Origin of the sequence: Microbacterium sp. MYb64, assembly GCF_002979495.1 — a bacterium.
GTDB lineage: Bacteria > Actinomycetota > Actinomycetes > Actinomycetales > Microbacteriaceae > Microbacterium > Microbacterium azadirachtae_A.
Window position 1 is genome coordinate 61,681 of sequence record NZ_PCOW01000004.1, and the last position, 16,152, is coordinate 77,832.

The 16,152-nt window shown below is 70.7% G+C and carries 18 protein-coding genes; 10 read left to right on the plus strand and 8 right to left on the minus strand.

Annotated elements, in window-relative coordinates; translation table 11 throughout:
* Nucleotides 1-50: 50 nt before the first annotated feature.
* The gene (locus CQ044_RS05450; protein WP_105687428.1) at nt 51-1,037 is read right to left on the minus strand and encodes a LacI family DNA-binding transcriptional regulator; all 987 of its coding nucleotides are present in this window, start codon (nt 1,035-1,037) and stop codon (nt 51-53) included.
* Nucleotides 1,038-1,121: 84 nt separating this feature from the next.
* Between CQ044_RS05450 and CQ044_RS05455 the strand changes: the two genes are divergently transcribed.
* The 8 genes from CQ044_RS05455 (at nt 1,122) to CQ044_RS05490 (ending at nt 8,788) form a co-directional block, all read left to right on the plus strand.
* A complete protein-coding gene (locus CQ044_RS05455) occupies nt 1,122-2,135 on the plus strand; it encodes an alpha/beta hydrolase fold domain-containing protein (RefSeq protein WP_105687430.1) in 1,014 nt (337 codons plus the stop codon).
* Nucleotides 2,132-3,109, plus strand: coding sequence for an alpha/beta hydrolase (locus CQ044_RS05460; protein WP_105687432.1), 978 nt, complete (start codon nt 2,132-2,134; stop codon nt 3,107-3,109). Before CQ044_RS05455 ends, CQ044_RS05460 begins: the two co-directional genes overlap by 4 nt.
* A 20-nt stretch (nt 3,110-3,129) precedes the next feature.
* A complete protein-coding gene (locus tag CQ044_RS05465; protein WP_105687433.1) occupies nt 3,130-4,419 on the plus strand; it encodes an MFS transporter in 1,290 nt (429 codons plus the stop codon).
* A gap of 71 nt (nt 4,420-4,490) precedes the next feature.
* Nucleotides 4,491-5,171: a TetR/AcrR family transcriptional regulator gene (locus CQ044_RS05470; RefSeq protein ID WP_105687435.1), complete on the plus strand. Its 681-nt coding sequence runs from the start codon at nt 4,491-4,493 to the stop codon at nt 5,169-5,171.
* Nucleotides 5,168-6,550, plus strand: a complete 1,383-nt coding sequence (locus CQ044_RS05475) for an amidase (protein ID WP_105687437.1) — start codon at nt 5,168-5,170, stop codon at nt 6,548-6,550. The genes CQ044_RS05470 and CQ044_RS05475 overlap by 4 nt, the downstream gene beginning before the upstream one ends.
* Nucleotides 6,547-7,521: an amidohydrolase family protein gene (locus tag CQ044_RS05480; RefSeq protein WP_105687690.1), complete on the plus strand. Its 975-nt coding sequence runs from the start codon at nt 6,547-6,549 to the stop codon at nt 7,519-7,521. Before CQ044_RS05475 ends, CQ044_RS05480 begins: the two co-directional genes overlap by 4 nt.
* Nucleotides 7,518-8,426: an NAD-dependent epimerase/dehydratase family protein gene (locus CQ044_RS05485; protein ID WP_105687438.1), complete on the plus strand. Its 909-nt coding sequence runs from the start codon at nt 7,518-7,520 to the stop codon at nt 8,424-8,426. The genes CQ044_RS05480 and CQ044_RS05485 overlap by 4 nt, the downstream gene beginning before the upstream one ends.
* Complete coding sequence (locus CQ044_RS05490; protein WP_105687440.1) at nt 8,423-8,788, plus strand: cupin domain-containing protein; 366 nt, start codon at nt 8,423-8,425, stop codon at nt 8,786-8,788. The genes CQ044_RS05485 and CQ044_RS05490 overlap by 4 nt, the downstream gene beginning before the upstream one ends.
* A 33-nt stretch (nt 8,789-8,821) precedes the next feature.
* On the opposite strand, the gene CQ044_RS05495 is transcribed toward CQ044_RS05490, so the two are convergent.
* The 5 genes from CQ044_RS05495 to CQ044_RS05515 all read right to left on the minus strand — a co-directional run bounded on the left by CQ044_RS05495 (nt 8,822) and on the right by CQ044_RS05515 (nt 12,977).
* Entirely contained in the window at nt 8,822-9,259 is a 438-nt protein-coding gene (locus tag CQ044_RS05495; RefSeq protein ID WP_105687441.1) for an SRPBCC family protein, read from the minus strand.
* A gap of 64 nt (nt 9,260-9,323) precedes the next feature.
* The gene (locus tag CQ044_RS05500) at nt 9,324-9,791 is read right to left on the minus strand and encodes a MarR family winged helix-turn-helix transcriptional regulator (RefSeq protein ID WP_105687443.1); all 468 of its coding nucleotides are present in this window, start codon (nt 9,789-9,791) and stop codon (nt 9,324-9,326) included.
* Between the two features lie 4 nt (nt 9,792-9,795).
* The gene (locus CQ044_RS05505; RefSeq protein ID WP_105687444.1) at nt 9,796-10,617 is read right to left on the minus strand and encodes an N-acyl homoserine lactonase family protein; all 822 of its coding nucleotides are present in this window, start codon (nt 10,615-10,617) and stop codon (nt 9,796-9,798) included.
* Between the two features lie 85 nt (nt 10,618-10,702).
* A complete protein-coding gene (locus tag CQ044_RS05510; protein ID WP_105687446.1) occupies nt 10,703-11,533 on the minus strand; it encodes a class I SAM-dependent methyltransferase in 831 nt (276 codons plus the stop codon).
* 220 nt (nt 11,534-11,753) lie between these two features.
* The gene (locus CQ044_RS05515; RefSeq protein ID WP_105687447.1) at nt 11,754-12,977 is read right to left on the minus strand and encodes a DNA polymerase domain-containing protein; all 1,224 of its coding nucleotides are present in this window, start codon (nt 12,975-12,977) and stop codon (nt 11,754-11,756) included.
* Nucleotides 12,978-13,143: 166 nt separating this feature from the next.
* Between CQ044_RS05515 and CQ044_RS05520 the strand changes: the two genes are divergently transcribed.
* Nucleotides 13,144-14,031 (plus strand): alpha/beta hydrolase, encoded by an 888-nt coding sequence (locus tag CQ044_RS05520; protein ID WP_105687449.1) that lies wholly within the window; start codon nt 13,144-13,146, stop codon nt 14,029-14,031.
* A gap of 69 nt (nt 14,032-14,100) precedes the next feature.
* Here the strand turns inward: CQ044_RS05520 and CQ044_RS05525 are convergent, their stop codons facing one another.
* Complete coding sequence (locus CQ044_RS05525; protein ID WP_105687451.1) at nt 14,101-14,280, minus strand: hypothetical protein; 180 nt, start codon at nt 14,278-14,280, stop codon at nt 14,101-14,103.
* 233 nt (nt 14,281-14,513) lie between these two features.
* Between CQ044_RS05525 and CQ044_RS05530 the strand changes: the two genes are divergently transcribed.
* Nucleotides 14,514-15,155, plus strand: coding sequence for an MIP/aquaporin family protein (locus CQ044_RS05530; protein WP_105687453.1), 642 nt, complete (start codon nt 14,514-14,516; stop codon nt 15,153-15,155).
* Between the two features lie 185 nt (nt 15,156-15,340).
* On the opposite strand, the gene CQ044_RS05535 is transcribed toward CQ044_RS05530, so the two are convergent.
* Nucleotides 15,341-16,012: a TetR/AcrR family transcriptional regulator gene (locus CQ044_RS05535; protein ID WP_105687455.1), complete on the minus strand. Its 672-nt coding sequence runs from the start codon at nt 16,010-16,012 to the stop codon at nt 15,341-15,343.
* Between the last annotated feature and the right edge of the window lie 140 nt (nt 16,013-16,152).

Below are 16,152 nucleotides of genomic sequence, written 5' to 3' on the forward strand. Positions count from 1 at the left end.
TAGCGATCCGGAGAGGCGCGGCGATCCGGGCCTCCACGTCGGAGTCCGGCTCAGGTACTCGTCCGCACGATCAAACTCGGCGCGAGCTCCATCCGCTGGATCGATCTCGTCGGCTGGGCGATCGTGTCGATGAGCATCTCGAGGGCGAGCCGGCCCGACTCTTCGAAGGGCTGCCGGACGGTGGTGAGGTCGAGGGTTTGGGCGAGCGGGCCGTCGTCGAAGCCCAGGATCGCCACGTCGCCGGGTACCGAGAAGCCCTCTGCGCGCAGGCCCTGCCAGGCGCGGGCGGCGAGTTCGTCGTGGTTGGCCATGATCGCGGTCGGCGCATCGGCGCCGGACAGGACCTCGCGCAGGCGTGGGGTGGGATCCGCGTCGAGCTCGCACACGATCGGGGTGATCCTGACGTAGTCGGACAGGCCGCGCATGCGCAGCTGTCCGGCGGCGATGTAGTCGCGCGAGAGGAGCGGCTCGCCCAGGTAGACGACGTGGTGATGGCCGCGCGCGCGAAGATGCTCGCCGGCGAGGCGTCCGCCGGCCTCGTCATCGAGCAGGACGACCGGCGGATCCTCACCGACCGGACGGGCGCGGCGCACATCCACGAGGACGAGGGGGAGCGCGGCGTCACGGCTCGCCCGGAGCGCGGCGCTGCCCAGCGGCACCCCCATCACGATGAGTCCGTCGATCCCGCCGCGCGCCGGCAGCGCGTCCAACAGCGGCGCCTTGGCGCTGGCTGCGGACGGGAGATCGTGGGCGGCGAGCTCGATCGCGGTGTCGCGGGCGCGGAGGAGCATCCCGGCGAAGCGCCGGAAGTACGTCTGGTAGGTGGTGAACGGCGCGGCGACCGCGACCCTCATGCCCGTGACAGGACGACGGGTCGAGGCCGTGCGATAACCCAGTGCGCCCGCGGCGGCGATCACCTTCACCCGCGTCTGCTCGCTCACGCGATGCGGGGCGTTGATCGCGAGCGAGACGGTCGAGATGCTCACCCCGGCGCGCTCGGCGACCGTGTAGATGGTCACCTTCGGGGATCCGCGCATGTCTCGCCCTTTCGTTGCAAAAGTACTTCATCGAAGTACTTCGATGCCCACACAATAGTGCCGAGACCGAGGGAGGTCATCAGGATGGCGCGGAACAGGCCGAAGGTGGACGCATTCGTCGAGGCAGTCGAACGGCGGCTCGCGCCGCTGCAGCCGCCACAGGGGAAGACGGCGCAGGAGAGACGGCGCAACGCGGCCGCGTTCGATCCGGTGATGACGGCCGAGCTCGGAATCGCCCCCATTCCCGCGGCCACCGAAGAGCACACGATCCCCGTGCCAGGGCATCCGGACGCACGGCTGCGGGTCTACTGGCCGACGCCGGAACGCGCCGCGGTGGATGCGGGGCTGCCCGTCCTGGTCTACTTCTTCGGGGGAGGTTTCGAGCTCGCCGGAATCGACTGGGTGTGGTGGGATGCGATGTTCCGCGAGCGCGCCAGGGACGCCGGGATCATCGTCGTGGCCGGCGAGTACTCGCACGCGCCCGAGGTGACCTACCCCGCCCAGCCAGAGCAGTGCTGGGCGGTCTTCGAATGGGCGGCGACCCACGCCCGCGAACTGGGCGGGGATCCGGACCGGCTCGCGCTGGGCGGCGGATCGGCCGGCGGCAACCTCGCCGCGGCGACCGCGCTGATGAACCGGGACCGGAAGAACCGGCCGGTGCGACTTCAGGTGCTGGAGATGCCCCTGCTGGACACGACGGGCGCGCACCTCGAACCCGAGGCGCAGTCCTCCCTGGTGCCCAAGGCGCTGTTCCGCCGGTTCGCGCGCGGCATCATCGCCCAGTACCTCGGCAAGGATCCCGCGACCGCCCGCGAGCCGTACGCCTCGCCGCTGCGCGCCCCCTCCCTGCGAGGCCTCCCGCCCGCGGTCATCTACACGGCGGAGCTCGACGCCCTGCGCGGCGACGGCGAGGCCTACGCCCGAGCACTCGCCGATGCGGGAGTGCCCGCGACCTGCCTGCGCGTGATCGGGCAGAGTCACGGATCGGGGACCTACCGGGGCCACGTCCCGGCCGCGGATCACCTGCACCGCGAGCTCGTGGCGGTGCTGCGGACGCTGCATGACGAACCGGTCGTCTACCCGGACGTCGCGCGATGAGCCTGCCCGCCGAACTCGCCCTCGATCCCGGCATCGTCGGCTGGATCGCCCGCATCGAGGAGATCTCGCCGGGGCTCCCCGGACTGAAGAGCCGGGACCCGCTCCTGCGACGCGCCGCCGAACGCCGGCTCTCCGATCTGCTGGCCGTCGATGCGGTGCTGCCGGTTCCCGACGGCGTGGACCGAGAGGACGTCGTCATCCCCGGGCCTCGCGGGCTGCTCCGCATGCGGCGGTACCGCCGTGGTGGCGGGACCGGTCCCCTCCCGTCCCAGCTCTGGCTGCACGGAGGCGGTTTCTTCGGCGGTGCGGTCGACGAGCAGATCAATGAGCGGCTGTGCGCGCGTCGCGCTCTGGACAGCGGCGTGCAGATCTTCTCCCTCGAGTACGGTCTCGCACCGGAGCATCCCTACCCGGCCGCCAGCGACGACGCGGCCAGGGCGCTCGAAGCCCTGATCGAAGGCGGTGCGCGGCTCGGCGTGGATCCGGCTCGGGTGGGGATCGGCGGCAACTCCGCGGGAGCGGCGATCGCTGCGAGCACCGTGCTGCGCCTTCGCGGGAGCGTCCCGCTCGTGCACGTCGACCTCGAGGTCCCTGCTCTCGCGCTGCGCCCCATGGGCCACGCGGCCGAGCAGGCCGGAGAACCCTGGCGCCAGGAGTTCGCGTGGGTGGCGGGACTGTACGTCGGCCCGGACGGGCCCGCGGACAGCGACGCCTCTCCGCTCGACGCGGATGACCTCTCCGGCTTCCCGCCGACGCTGATCTTCGTCGGCGAGCACGATCCGCTCCGTGACGGCGGGATCGCCTTCGCCGCGCGACTGACGGAGGCCGGTGTCGAGACGGAACTCGTCGTCGGCCCAGGACACCTCCACGGCACTCCCGGTCTCACGGCCGTCTTCCCCGGCGCGCGTGCGTGGCAGGCGCAGCACGCGCAGGAACTCACCCGCGCCTACCGCTCCGCACCGTCTGCGGCCTGAACCGATTCCGAGGAGAGACGATGACGTCCCGAACCACACTCGAGCCCGCGGATCCCTCGGACCCGGCCGTCCTGGGCGGCATCCCGGGCTCGCCGCAGCCCCGCGGCTTCCTCGTCGCCTTCGTCGCCGCCTGGTTCGGGCTGAGCCTCGTGCTCGGCACGCTCATCGGGGCATCGATCCCCAAGATGCTCGCCTTCGCCGACGACGGCGCCAAGGGCGTCGAGCTGTCGATCGTCGCGGCCATCGGGGGCGTGATCGTCATCCTGATCACCCCTCTGTTCGGACGCCTCAGCGACCGCACGATGTCGAAACTCGGCAAGAGGCGGCCGTGGATCCTCGCCGGCGCGCTCTCAGGGCTCGCCGGAGTGCTGGTGCTCGCCTTCTCGACCGAGCTCTGGCAGATCGTCCTCGGGTGGGCGATCGCGCAGACCGGCTACGGGGCCGCCAACGCCGCTGTCCATGCGCTTCTCGCCGATCAGATCCGCACGAGCATCCGCGCACGGGTGTCGGCCGCCGCGAGCGCGGCGAACGCGGTCGCGCTCGTCGTCGGCTCCGCGCTCGTCGCGGCCCTGCCCAATGACGCGCAGTGGACCTGGTTCGTCGTCCCCGGGGCCATCGGGACGCTGCTCTGCGGGATCCTCTTCTTCTGCCTGCACGACATCGTGCGCACCGATCGGCCTCCGCGCTGGCGATGGTCCGACGTGCTGGCGACCTACTGGCTGAACCCCGTGCGATACCGCGACTTCTTCTGGGCATGGGCATGCAGGATGCTCGTGACCATGTCGATCCTGACGGTGTCGACCTATCTCCTCTTCTTCATCATCGACCGTCTCGGGGTGCCGAAGGAGAGCGCCTCTGGACTGTTCGCGACGGTCGTGCTCATCTTCACGGGCGCCAGCGTCGTCACCACGCTGGTCTTCGGCTGGATCTCCGATCGCACGGGCCGGCGCAAGGCGATCGTGTGGCTCTCGGCCCTGCTGTCGGCCGCCGGGCTGGTGCTGGCGGCCGTCGCGCCGGACCTGCCGGTCTTCCTCGTGGCGATGACGCTCGTGGGCGCCGCGCAGGGATCGTTCGTCTCTGTCGACATCGCGATGATGACCGAGGTGCTGCCCACCTTCGAGGAGGCAGGAAAGGATCTCGGCATCGTGGCGCTGTCCTATCAGGTGCCGCAGGTCCTCGTCCCGGTGCTCGCTATCCCGCTGCTCGCGATCGGCGGAGGCGGACAGAACTACTCCGCACTGTTCGTCGCGGCGATCGTCTTCGGCGCCCTGGGCGGACTCGCCGTGCTTCCGATCAGAGCCGTGCGCTGAGGCCGGACCTTGTCGGAGGGATCTCGGCGTGAGAGCGGGAATAGAAACTTAACTCATCAGTTAAGTTCTGCATGACCATCACCACGGATCGGGATCACGGGCTCCGCGAGGACTGCGGACTCCCGGAGCTGAATGTCGGCACGCCGCGCGCAAGGGAACGCCTCGCCGCCGTGCGCGCCGCGGCGGTCGTGGAGTTCCGCCGGCACGGGTTCCTCGGCGGATCTGTCGACGACATCGCGCGTCGTTCCGGCGTCTCCAAGCCCACGATCTACGCCTACGCCGAGACCAAGGAGCGACTCTTCCTCGACGCGGTCGGCGATGCGCTCATCGCCGCGTACACCGGCCTCCCCGACGTGGGCCCGTGGTCGGATGCGGACTCGGCGCGCAGTGCTCTGCGCTCCTTCCTGCTCGCCTGGGCGCAGCGGCTGCTGGAGCCCGCCACGATCGATCTGCGCCGCACGGTGATCGGCGAGGCGGAGCGCTTCCCGCAGCTGGCGGAACTCTGGGCGCGTACGAACGCGGCATACGGTGACCGTCCGCTCGCCGACGCGCTCGCGATGATGGCGCGCGAGGGACTGCTCGCTCTGCCCGACGGCGACCTGCCGCTGCGCCAGCTCATCGCGATGGGCATCGGGGCGCCGCAGCTCGTCGCGACGTTCCGGCCGAAGGACTTCGACCGATCAGAACTCCCCGTGGTCACCGAGGGTGCGGTGTCCGTGTTCTGGGGGCACTACGGAAAGGATGCACGATGAATCTCGACGAATACGCCGACCTGGACGCGACGGCGGCGGCCGCAGCGATCCGCGCGGGGGAGACGACTCCGGCGGAGCTCGTGGAGCTCGCGCTCGCCGCGGCGGAGCAGGTGGATCCGGTGCTCGGCGCGATCGTGGAGACCTGGGCGGATCCGGAACCGGTGCTCGGCGGCGGACCGTTCGCGGGTGTGCCGATGCTGCTCAAGGACATGGGTGCGCCGATCCCGGGGCGCCGCATGGAGATCGGGTCCCGCCTCGCCGCCTCGCTCATGCCGGTGCAGCGAGCGGCGCTCGTCGACCGATTCCGGGCGGCGGGGCTCGTGCCGCTCGGGCGCACGACCGTGCCGGAGTTCGCCGCGGCCGTGGTCACGGAGTCTTCGGCCACCGGCGCGACCCGCAACCCGTTCGCGCCCAACCGCTCGCCCGGCGGGTCCAGCGGCGGCAGCGCCGCAGCAGTCGCCGCGGGTGTGGTGCCGATCGCGCACGCCACCGACGCGGCAGGGTCCATCAGGGTGCCGGCGGCGCACACTGGGCTGGTGGGGCTCAAGCCGACGCGTGGCGCCGTGTCGTGGGCCCCCGACCCCGATCCCGTCGAGGGCCTGGCGGTGCCGTTCGCGGTGACCCGTTCGGTCCGCGACGCCCAGACCCTGTTCGACGCGGTCGCCGACTCCACGGCGCCGGCCGTGGACCGGCGGCTGCGGATCCTCCTCACCGACGGTGCTCTCGGCTCCCGGGCGGTCGACCCTGCGTCGTGGCACGGGGCGGAGGCGGTGGCGGAGGCGCTGCGCGATGCGGGTCATGAGGTCGTCACCGGCCCCGTCGACCTCGGGGTCTCCTGGGCGACGCACGCGCACGCGACGGCGGTGATCTGGGCCGCAACGACCGCGGAGTGGGTCGACGCGATCGCCGCGGCGCTGCAGCGCGACCCCGCAGGGCTGCTGGAACCGCAGACCGCGGCGCTGCATTCGTACGGTGCCTCGCTCACCGACGCGGATCGGGCGGCGGCGTGGGATGACGCCGGCACGCTGGTCCGGGGCGTCGAAGCGCTGTTCGGCACCGTCGATGCGGTGCTGTCGCCGACCACGCTGGCCCCGGCGCCGCGGATCGGGGAGTTCGGGCGCGGTGCGGAGCGCGATTCGGGGGAGGAGTGGCTCATGAGGTCGCTCGAGGCCGCGCCGCTCGCCTCTCCGGCCAACGTCACCGGGACGCCTGCGATCAGCATCCCCGGCGGTCTCGACGGATCCGGCGTGCCGCTGGGCGTGCAGCTCTGGGCAGCACGGGATCGCGACAGGCAGCTGCTCCGGCTGGCCGCCGAGGTGGAGGAGCGGCTGCCATGGCGCGATCGACGGCCGCGGGTGCGAGCGGGGGCTGTGCGATGACCGCTCCGGTCGTGGACGTGCACGCGCACCTGTGGACGCATGCCTACCTCGACCTGCTGGCGGAGTCCTGCGTCACGGGGTTGGACATGTACCGGGCGCTCGGCGCGACCGACGAGCCGGGCGACCTCGCTCAGCGCTTCGCGCAGATGGGCGAGGCGGGGATCGACCTGCAGATCCTCTCCGCCACTCCGCTCGTGCCGCACCTCGAGGACGCCGCGGCCGCCTCGACGGCCGCTCGTCACGTCAACGACGAGTACGCCCGGCTGGTCGAGCGCCACCCCGACCGGTTCCGTGCGTTCCTCGCGCTCCCGCTTCCGCACATCTCCGACGCTCTCGCCGTGCTGGATCGGCTGGCGGAGGAGGCCTTCGTCGGCGTCGCGCTCACGACCGACATTCTGGGTGGGGCGCTCACCGACCCCGCATTCGATCCGCTCTTCGCGGCGCTCGACGCCCGGTCTGCCGCGGTGCTGATCCATCCGGTCGGTGCGGATGCGCGCAGCCCGCTGATCGCACAGCGCCCGATGCGCTGGGCCGTCGGAGCGCCGATCGAGGACACGATCGCGATGGCCGATCTGCTCCTCGCCGGACACCTCGCGCGGTTCCCACACCTGAAGGTCATCGGCACGCATCTCGGCGGTGCGCTGCCGATGCTCCTTCCGCGGATGCGGGCCCAGCAGCCCTGGGAGGCCCCCGACGCCCCGGAACCTCCGGACGTCGCCGCGCGGCGGGCGTGGTTCGACACCGTCACGCACGTGAACCCGGCGGCGCTGCGGGCCGCGGCGGAGGTGCTCGGGGCCGACCGGCTGGTGCTCGGCACCGACTATCCGTTCCAGGCGGCCGGAGAGCTCCTCGCCGACGTCGCGCAGCACAGCGCGGTGTTCACGGAAGCCCAGGCCCGGACGGTGCGCGCGGGGAACGCCGACGAGTTGTTCGACCTGCGCTGGACAGGCGGAGCGGGGGCGGGCGCATGAGCGTCCACGCCGTGCTGGGTGCCAGAGGGGTGATCGGGCAGGAGACCGTCGCGGCGCTCGCCGGCGGCGCCGACGAGGTCGTCGCCGTCGCGCGGGGCCCCGTCGTCGTGCCGGACGGCGTGCGGACGCGGCAGGCGGATCTCCTCGACGCCGCCCAGACCCGTGCGGCCGTCGCCGGAGCCGACGTGGTGCACCTCGTGGCCGGTCTCCCGTACGACCACACGGTCTGGGCGCGCGACTGGCCGGTGATCGTGCGGAATGCGGCGGAGGCGGCGCAGGACGCCGGCGCGCGGCTGGTCTACCTCGACAACGTCTACGCCTACGGCCGGGCGCAGGGGCCGATGCGCGAGGACACGCCCCTGCGGCCGATCAGCCGCAAGGGCCGGATCCGCGCCGAGGCGAGGGAGCTGCTGCGGTCCTTCCCGAACGTCGTCGTGGGTGTGGCCGCCGACTTCTACGGGCCGGGCGCGCGCACGAGCGTGTTCAATCGGCTGGTGATCGACGCCCTGGGCCGCGGACGCGCGGGGCGGTGGCTCTTCGACGCAGGGCTGGCGCATTCGATGACGTACACGCCCGACATCGGCCGCGGGCTGGCGGCGCTCGGCCGCTCGACCGAGACGGGCGTCTGGCATCTGCCGACGGCGGAAGCCCTCCGCGGCGTCGACTACATCGACATCGCCGCAGGAGGGCCCGGTCGCGCGCGGGTGCTGACCCGGGGTCTCCTGCGCCTCGCCGCCCTCGTCGACCGCGAGGCGCAGGAGACTCTCGAGATGGGGTACCAGTACGAGCATCCGTACCTCTTCGACTCCTCCGCCTTCGAGCGGCGCTTCGGCATCGCTCCCACTCCCTTCTCCGTCGGGGTGCGGCGCGCGATCGAGGCGGAGCGACCTAGGCTCAGGGCATGACAGACGATGTTCGCAACGTGCACGACGCCCTTTCTGCGATCGCGGGGCATTGGCAGCCGCATCGGCTGGCCAGCGTCAACGACTACGACGTCAAGGTCGTCAAGCTGCAGGGCGAGTTCGTCTGGCACTCGCACCCGGAGACCGATGAGCTGTTCCTGGTGGTGAGCGGGCAGCTCGTCATCCAGCTCCGTGATCGTGATGTCGTCCTGAATCCGAACGACGTGTTCGTCGTGCCGCGGGGCGTCGAGCACTGTCCGAAGGCGGTGGGCGAGGTCCACGCGATCCTGTTCGAGCCGCAGGGCACTGTCAACACCGGGGACGTCGGCGGCGACCGGACCGCCCCGCTGCGCGAACTGGGCTAGTCGCGGCGGCCGGCGCGCCCTGGGATGCCCGTGTCATGCCGTTTCGAGCAGGTCTCGGAGCGCTCCGAGATTGTCTTGCATCCCGCGCTTGAACAGTCGTTCCGCCACCGGGGAGAGCAGCTTCGCGACCCCGGGAAGCCCCTCGGTGCTGATGCTGCCTTCGAGCACGAGGCGCGACCCGAGCGGCCCAGGCGCGATCCGATATCGGTAGACGAAGGGCGTGGGGCCCGTGATCGACGTGAAGGTGACCTCCTCGCCTTCGACGTAGCTCGTGACTTCGACGACGTTGACCACGGATCCGGTCGGCAGTGTGCGGTGCACCGAGTACTGGGTGCCTAGGCCTCCCGACCCGCGCACGTGCTCGACGCGCTGCACAGCGGAGTACCAACGAGGTGTGGTCCTGAAGTCCGCGACGAAGGCGAATACCTCGGCCGCCGGGGCCGTGACGTCGATGTCCAGCCTGAATGTCATGTGTTCCTCCAAGGAACGATGACGTCGACGTCAGGCCAGGGGGATGGTTTCCCGGGCGTCTGGCCTACTCGTGACGCCGAACGTGGTGGGTGGTGGTGCGGAGCTTCAGGGCCTCGCCGGCGGGATGGCCGGAGACGAGGAGCTCCAGAGGGGCGATGAGGTCTGCGGCGCCGGGGAGCCCGTCGATCGCTTCGTACATCGCGTCCTCGATGGCTCGGGTCTCCTGCTCCTTGGCGATCCCCGCCGGGGTCAGGCGGACGTGCACCTGGCGGCGGTCGTCGCCATCGTCGGTGCGCTCCAGGAGCCCCGCCAGCACGAGGCGCTCGATGAGGCGCGACGGGTTGGTGCCGCTGTCGCAGACCAGCATCCGCCCGACTCCCGAGACCGTGAGCTCTCCGTGGTCGCCGAGGATCCTGAGGACCTCGGACTGCGCCGGCGACAACCCGATCGGCTTGAGTGCCGCGGCGAGTCGGCGGTTGCCTTCGCGCTGCGCGGCGAGCAGGAGATAGCGGATCTTTTCTGCTTGCCTCATGCCGTTACTCTATGGCGCGATTCGCCTTCGTCAGGAGGCCCTGGGCCGCCGGATCGTGAGCGGCGAGGACGACCAGGCCGGGATGACGCTCGGCGAGTTCTGCGACACGTCGGGTCGACGCCCGCAGGCCGGCCTTGTGGCCGACGCCGGGGATCACTCCCTTCTCGAGAAGCCTTGCGTCGTAGGTGAGGTCTCCGACGAGCAGGAGAGGAGGCAGTCCCGCCCGCTGCACCAGGGCGGAGAGGGATCCGGGTGTGTGGCCGGGCGTGGGGAACAGGGTGACGGACCCGTCGCCGAAGAGGTCGAGCTCGCCGCGCAGCGGCTCCCAGCGCAGTTCCGGAAGGAAGATGTGCTTCCCGAGGTAGCCGTCGAGTTCGGCGAAACGGCCCCTGGCGGCTTCGAGCTCGGCCTCGCCGACGATGATCCTCGCATGCGCCAGCTCGGCGAGGCCGCCGATGTGGTCCTGGTGCAGGTGGGAGATCACGGCGGTGTCGACATCGGCGATGTCGTAGCCGATCCGGGCGAGCTGGGCGGTCAGTGTCTCATCGGGCGCGATCTCGAATCGCGCCAGACGGCGATAGAAGAAACCGTTCAGACCGCGGGGGAAGTAGTCGGGATCGGTAACCGACGCCCGGTTCTGGCCGGTGTCGAACAGTGTGAGACCGTTCGAATGCTCGATGACGTAGACGTTGATGGGGCGGGGCGGCGTCCAGCGGCGGGATGTCGAGAGCCACCAGAGCAAGGGAGCGCCGGAGCGGGTGACGTGCTCGGGACGGATCGCGACACTCCCCGTACTGATGACAGAGACCTTCTCAAGTGATTGCATGTCACGACACTATATGTTCTGACACGGAAATGGAAGTGTGGGGCTCGTTCACGGATCCACGCGGGACCGTCCGGCGCCGCGACGGTCAGCGTCGCGCGGTGACCACGAAGGCGCGGATCGGTGTGCGGATGGGCCCGGCGCCGAATCGCTGCGCGAGGAGCTCGGCCGTGATCGCCTCGATGCGGGCGCGGGTCTCGTCGCCCAGAGGTTCGAGCTCTGCGCGCATTGGGCTGCCGTGCGGGATCGCCGCGGCGGCTGCGGCGGCCGACTCGGCGACGCCCACCAGATCCACGGCTTCGATCGCCTCGACGATGAGTCCGCCCGCTTCGGCATCCGCGCGGATCCTGACCGGGTCGTGATAGCCGTGTGCGACGCGGGTGATCACGTTCGGCGGCGCATCCGGAAGCACGCGACGGTAGGCCTCGTCGACCGCGAGGGCGACGGCGTTGGTCTCGATCGAGTCCCAGGTCGAGAACAGATAGGTGCCGCCGGGCCGGAGCACGCGTCGCACCTGCGCGTGCGCGGCGGGCCGATCGGGGAAGAACATGACCCCGAACTGGCACACGACGAGGTCGAAGGACGCGTCATCGAAGGGGAGCGCCTGGGCGTCGGCCGTTTGCCACGTGACGTCCGGAGCGCCAGTGGGACGGGGCGCACCGCGCGCCTCTGCGACGGCGAGCATGCCCGGATTGAGATCCGTCGCGACCAGCGTGGCCTCCCGGGGCAATGCAGCCGCGAGTCCTCGTGTGACCGCACCCGTCCCCGCGGCGAGTTCGAGCACCGCGGACGGACCCCGTGCCACCGCGCGAGCGACCATGTCGTCGGCATAGGGCTGGAACATGAGCGGCACCATGAGCTGCTCGTAGGCATCCGGAACCGCGCCCCGGAACAGCTTCGCCGCGGCGTCGTCGGCCATCTCTGCCCCCATCCTCTGCCGACCGTTGTACGCCGCTCGCGCAGCGCTGTCCAGCGATCGCGGGGTACGGTCCCGCCAGTCCTGCCCGCGTGCCGCGCACCACCCGAGTGCTGCGCACCACCCGCGAGACTCCATCTCCGCGACGAGACTGCGCGTGAAAGCTGCAGTCTCGTCGCGGAGATGGAGTCTCGCGGATCGAATGGGCGGGCGACAGGCGGCGTCAGCTGGGCCAGACCTTGCCGGCCCAGGGGTCGTAGTCGGCGAGCAGGGGCTCCTGTGGCGGGCGCTGGTCCTCCGGGACGTGCTGGAGATTGATGCGCACCCGGTACCAGAGCGAGCTCGATCCGCGCATTCCGTCGACCAGGACGTCGGCGGGATGCAGCAGTGATGAGACGGACGCATGCGCCACGCGCCACTGCTCGAGCGCGGCGAGCGCCTCAGGCTTCGTCTTGGTGCGGGCGATCTCGATGAGCGGCATGGTCGAGGCCCGGCGGCCGGATCCGTCGGATCCGCGCGGCGGTTTCTCGGCCGGTCCCAGCTCCTCGGCCAGGGCGAGAAGGGCCGACAGCGACCCCGCCTCCTCGTCGATGCCCCGATGCGGGTCGCCGATCTCCGCGAACCGGGCGCGCACGGTCGGCACGGTGAACTCCTCCGGGCGCCGCAGTCGCACCTCGTCCCACGCGAGCGGCGTCGAGACGCGTGCATCCGGGAGGGGCCGGATCGAATATGCGGAGGCGACGGTGCGGTCCTTCGCGTTCTGGTTGAAGTCGACGAAGACGCTCTCGCCGCGCTCCTCCTTCCACCAGCGCGCGGTCGCGAGCCCCGGTGCGCGGGCCTCGACCTCGCGCGCGAGAGTCTCGGCGGCGAGGCGCACGGAGGCGAAGTCCCACTCCGGCCTGATGCGGACGAGGATGTGCATGCCCCGGGAGCCGCTCGTCTTCGGCCAGCCGACGAGGCCGCAGTCGTCGAGGACCTCGCGCACGACGAACGCGGTGTCGACGATCTGCGACCACTCGACGCCGGGCATCGGATCCAGATCGACCCGCAGCTCGTCCGGGTGGTCGAGGTCGCCGGCGCGCACCGCGTGCGGGTTGAGGTCGAGGCATCCCAGGTTGACGACCCAGGCGAGCCCCGCGGCGTCGTGGAGGACGGCTTCCTCCGCGGAGCCGCCCGATGCGTAGCGCAGCACCGCCGTGCCGATGAAGGACGGATGCTCTGGCACGCGCTTCTGGAAGAACGGCTCGGCGCCGATGCCCTTCACGAACCGTTTGAGCACCATGGGCCGGCCGCCGGCGCCGCGCAGCGCGCCCTCCGCGACCGCGACGTAGTACTCGACGAGGTCGAGCTTGGTCAGGCCCGCTTGCGGGAAGACGACCTTGTCGGGGTGCGAGACGCGCACCTCCGTGCGGTCGATCTCGATGAACGTCTCGGCTCGCCCTGCCATGGACCCACGTTAGATCGCAAAGGTCTACCGTGGCGAGAGGGGCGAGGAAGCCCGGCCGCGGCGACCTGCGATCAGTCGGCGCCGGAGCATGGCGATGTCCTTGTGCTCCCCGGCGCGAAGCCGTAATCTACAACCGATTAGTTGTATTTGAGACTTGGAGGATCCCATGGCGAACGACGCCGCAGCCCGCGCAGTCATCACGCACACGGTCGGGGAGGGCGAGGACGCGATCACCTATGACGTGCACGGCGACCTCGCGACGGCGACGGCCGAGCGCCCCGCGCTGTTCCTCTTCGGGGCACCCATGGACGCGACGGGGTTCGCGATCCTCGCCTCGCACTTCGGAGACCGTCCCGTCATCACCTACGACCCGCGCGGTGCCGGGCGCAACCCGGTCGGTACTTCCGACCTCACGGTGCAGCGGCACGCCGACGATCTGCACCGCGTGATCGCCGCACTGCGCGTCGGCCCGGTGGACGCCTTCGGGAGCAGCGGCGGGGGCGTGAACCTGCTCGCGCTGCTCGCCATCCACCCCGGTGACGTGAACGTCGCGGTCGTGCACGAACCGCCCGTGGCCGGTTTCCTGCCCGATCGGGAGGCCGTGCTCGCGGTCGTCGCCGATCAGAAGCGCACCTATGCGGCCGAGGGTTCCGGCCCTGCGCTGGCGAAGTTCATCCAGTTCGTGATGTTCGACGGGCTGGTCCCGGGCGACTACCTCGACGCGCCTGCGGCGGATCCGAGCATGTTCGGCCTCCCGACGGCGGACGACGGCGGGCGGACGGATCCGCTCTTCCGCAACATGCCCTCGACCCTCGCGTACGTGCCGGAGATCGCGCAGCTCCAAGGCTTCGGCGAGCGTCTCGTGATCGCGTTCGGCGCCGAGTCCGGCGAGACGATGCCGGCGCGTGCCGCACGCTCGGTCGCGGCGGCACTCGGGGGAGCGGCCACCGAGTTCCCGAGCAACCACGGCGGCTTCACCGAGCAGCCGGGCTTCCCGAGCGATCCGGCCGGGTTCGCCGCGCGCTTGCGCGAGGTGCTCGACGCACGGCGCTGACAGGGCCGAGCGCACCGCGCCCAGGGCGAGGGCTGCGCCAGGGCTGTGACGCGCGTTCTCGCGTTCTCGTCAGGAGGCCTGGGGGAGGATCCGCAGCGCGACCAGCATCCTCGTGAGCGCGCCCTCGCGGCGGGCCGGGATGTGGAAATCGGGGTCGACGTCGATGAGCGGATAGATCGCTGCGCGTCGCTCGGAGGCGCCCTGGTGCTCGGGGCGGTGGTCCTGCGTGTCGGGGGTCTGGGGCATCATCGCCTCTTCTCTCGCTTAAGATTCCGAATAGTGGAATTGCTCTACCGGATAATGAAATCGTAGGATGATTCGATCCGGGGGTCAAGAGATCCCTCACGGATGTTCCGGATTGTGGCTCCGGTTCCCAGCCGATTGACAGGAATCCGGTATTCTGGCTCGGCAATCCAGGGTGCGCCGGCCGGCGTGCGGGAGATTCCGCCCTCACCCTCGACCTGAGAGAAAAGGCATTCGAAATGACTGGTACTGCTGGAAAGGCACTCGCCGAGGCGATCTCGACGTTCCTCTTCGTGTTCAGCATCATCGGCGCGATCAACAGCAAGAGCCCGCTGACGCCGCTGGCGATCGGCCTCGCGCTGACCGTGCTCGTCTACGCCGCGGGTCACATCTCCGGCGCCCACCTCAACCCCGCCGTGTCCTTCGGCGCGCTGATTCGCGGCGCCATCGGCGTCACGGACTTCGTCGCGTACATCGTCGCCCAGTTCATCGGTGGCGCGCTCGCCGCCCTCGCGAGCTTCGCGGTCTGGCCGCACGCCGATAAGGCGACCGAGATCCAGGTCGGCCCGGCCTTCCTCGTCGAGGCGCTGTTCACGCTCGCCCTGGTCTGGGTCGTGCTGAACGTCGCCACCTCGAAGGACAACGACAACAACTCCTTCTACGGTCTGGCCATCGGTGGCACCGTGTTCGTCGGCGCCGTCTCGGTCGGCGGCATCTCGGGCGGCGGGTTCAACCCGGCCGTCGCGCTCGGCCTCTCCATCAGCGGCCAGTTCGCCTGGAGCAACCTGTGGCTGTACATCGTCGCCCCGCTCGTCGGCGCCGCGATCGCCGCGATCCTGTTCCGCGTGCTCAGCAGCAACGACAAGAAGGCCGCTGCCTGACCCGTCTCTCCTGGATCGCCCCGTGCTCGCTCGAGCGCGGGGCGATCCGTTTTTGCGGGGCGAACTCTGCAGGACTTTTGCCACCCCGCAGGATGGATCGGCGAATCCCGTCCTGCGGAGTTGCAAGGATCCTTCGGAAGTGGTGAGGCTGCAGCGGGGCGGGAGGCGTCGGGCGAGAATCCCGCTCAGCGCGCGCGGAGGCCGTCGAAGATCACCCGGGTCACGTCGTCGACGAGCTCCTCGGGGGTGAGCGACGTGTGCGCCGGGCGGTACCACTCGATGATCGAGTTGATCATGCCGAACATGAGCCTCGTCGTCACGGAGGGGCGGATGTCACGGCGCAGGGCACCCTCCTGCTGCGCCTGCCCGACCAGGTGCGCGACGCGCTGATCGAAGATGCGGCGGCGCTCCAAGGCGGCCCGCTCGACCTCGCTGTTGCCGTGCACGCGCAGCAGCAGCGTGACCTGCGGCAGCCTGCTGGTGAGCACGCGCACGGCTCCCGCGATCACGGTCACCAGCCGCGTGGCGGCCGTGCCCTCGTCGGCCAGGGCTCCGTCCAGCACCGACTCCAGCCCTCCGAGCGCATCGTCGAGGGCGATCTCGAGGATCTGCTCCTTCGACGCGAAGTGGTGGTACAGCGCCGCCTTGCTGAGTCCGAGTTCCGCAGCGAGCGAGGAGACGCTCGTGCCGTCGTAGCCCTGCTCGTTGAAGAGGCGCACCGCGATCTCGAGCACCTGCGCACGGTCGTAGCCCGGGCGCCCGCGGCGCGCCCGGGGCGTCGGCTCGCCGGCCGGCGCCTCCTCAGAGGCCTCGGCGATGCTCGCCGTCTCGCTCGCGTGCGCGGATCCCGTGCTCATCCGCAACATTCTCCCCCATCGGACTTCCGGGCGGACTTGCCCGGCGGGGATCCGTCTGTCATCCTTTTACTGAACGATCGGTCGGGAAACAGTTTCGGGTCCCGGACCCCCGCACCCCGTCGACGAAGACCCCGGGAGGA

Coding starts and splice junctions, on each gene's coding strand:
- CQ044_RS05450 (WP_105687428.1), bottom strand. CDS start 1,037: ATGCGCGGATCCCCGAAGGTGACCATCTACACGGTCGCCGAGCGCGCC.
- CQ044_RS05455 (WP_105687430.1), top strand. CDS start 1,122: ATGGCGCGGAACAGGCCGAAGGTGGACGCATTCGTCGAGGCAGTCGAA.
- CQ044_RS05460 (WP_105687432.1), top strand. CDS start 2,132: ATGAGCCTGCCCGCCGAACTCGCCCTCGATCCCGGCATCGTCGGCTGG.
- CQ044_RS05465 (WP_105687433.1), top strand. CDS start 3,130: ATGACGTCCCGAACCACACTCGAGCCCGCGGATCCCTCGGACCCGGCC.
- CQ044_RS05470 (WP_105687435.1), top strand. CDS start 4,491: ATGACCATCACCACGGATCGGGATCACGGGCTCCGCGAGGACTGCGGA.
- CQ044_RS05475 (WP_105687437.1), top strand. CDS start 5,168: ATGAATCTCGACGAATACGCCGACCTGGACGCGACGGCGGCGGCCGCA.
- CQ044_RS05480 (WP_105687690.1), top strand. CDS start 6,547: ATGACCGCTCCGGTCGTGGACGTGCACGCGCACCTGTGGACGCATGCC.
- CQ044_RS05485 (WP_105687438.1), top strand. CDS start 7,518: ATGAGCGTCCACGCCGTGCTGGGTGCCAGAGGGGTGATCGGGCAGGAG.
- CQ044_RS05490 (WP_105687440.1), top strand. CDS start 8,423: ATGACAGACGATGTTCGCAACGTGCACGACGCCCTTTCTGCGATCGCG.
- CQ044_RS05495 (WP_105687441.1), bottom strand. CDS start 9,259: ATGACATTCAGGCTGGACATCGACGTCACGGCCCCGGCGGCCGAGGTA.
- CQ044_RS05500 (WP_105687443.1), bottom strand. CDS start 9,791: ATGAGGCAAGCAGAAAAGATCCGCTATCTCCTGCTCGCCGCGCAGCGC.
- CQ044_RS05505 (WP_105687444.1), bottom strand. CDS start 10,617: ATGCAATCACTTGAGAAGGTCTCTGTCATCAGTACGGGGAGTGTCGCG.
- CQ044_RS05510 (WP_105687446.1), bottom strand. CDS start 11,533: ATGGCCGACGACGCCGCGGCGAAGCTGTTCCGGGGCGCGGTTCCGGAT.
- CQ044_RS05515 (WP_105687447.1), bottom strand. CDS start 12,977: ATGGCAGGGCGAGCCGAGACGTTCATCGAGATCGACCGCACGGAGGTG.
- CQ044_RS05520 (WP_105687449.1), top strand. CDS start 13,144: ATGGCGAACGACGCCGCAGCCCGCGCAGTCATCACGCACACGGTCGGG.
- CQ044_RS05525 (WP_105687451.1), bottom strand. CDS start 14,280: ATGATGCCCCAGACCCCCGACACGCAGGACCACCGCCCCGAGCACCAG.
- CQ044_RS05530 (WP_105687453.1), top strand. CDS start 14,514: ATGACTGGTACTGCTGGAAAGGCACTCGCCGAGGCGATCTCGACGTTC.
- CQ044_RS05535 (WP_105687455.1), bottom strand. CDS start 16,012: ATGAGCACGGGATCCGCGCACGCGAGCGAGACGGCGAGCATCGCCGAG.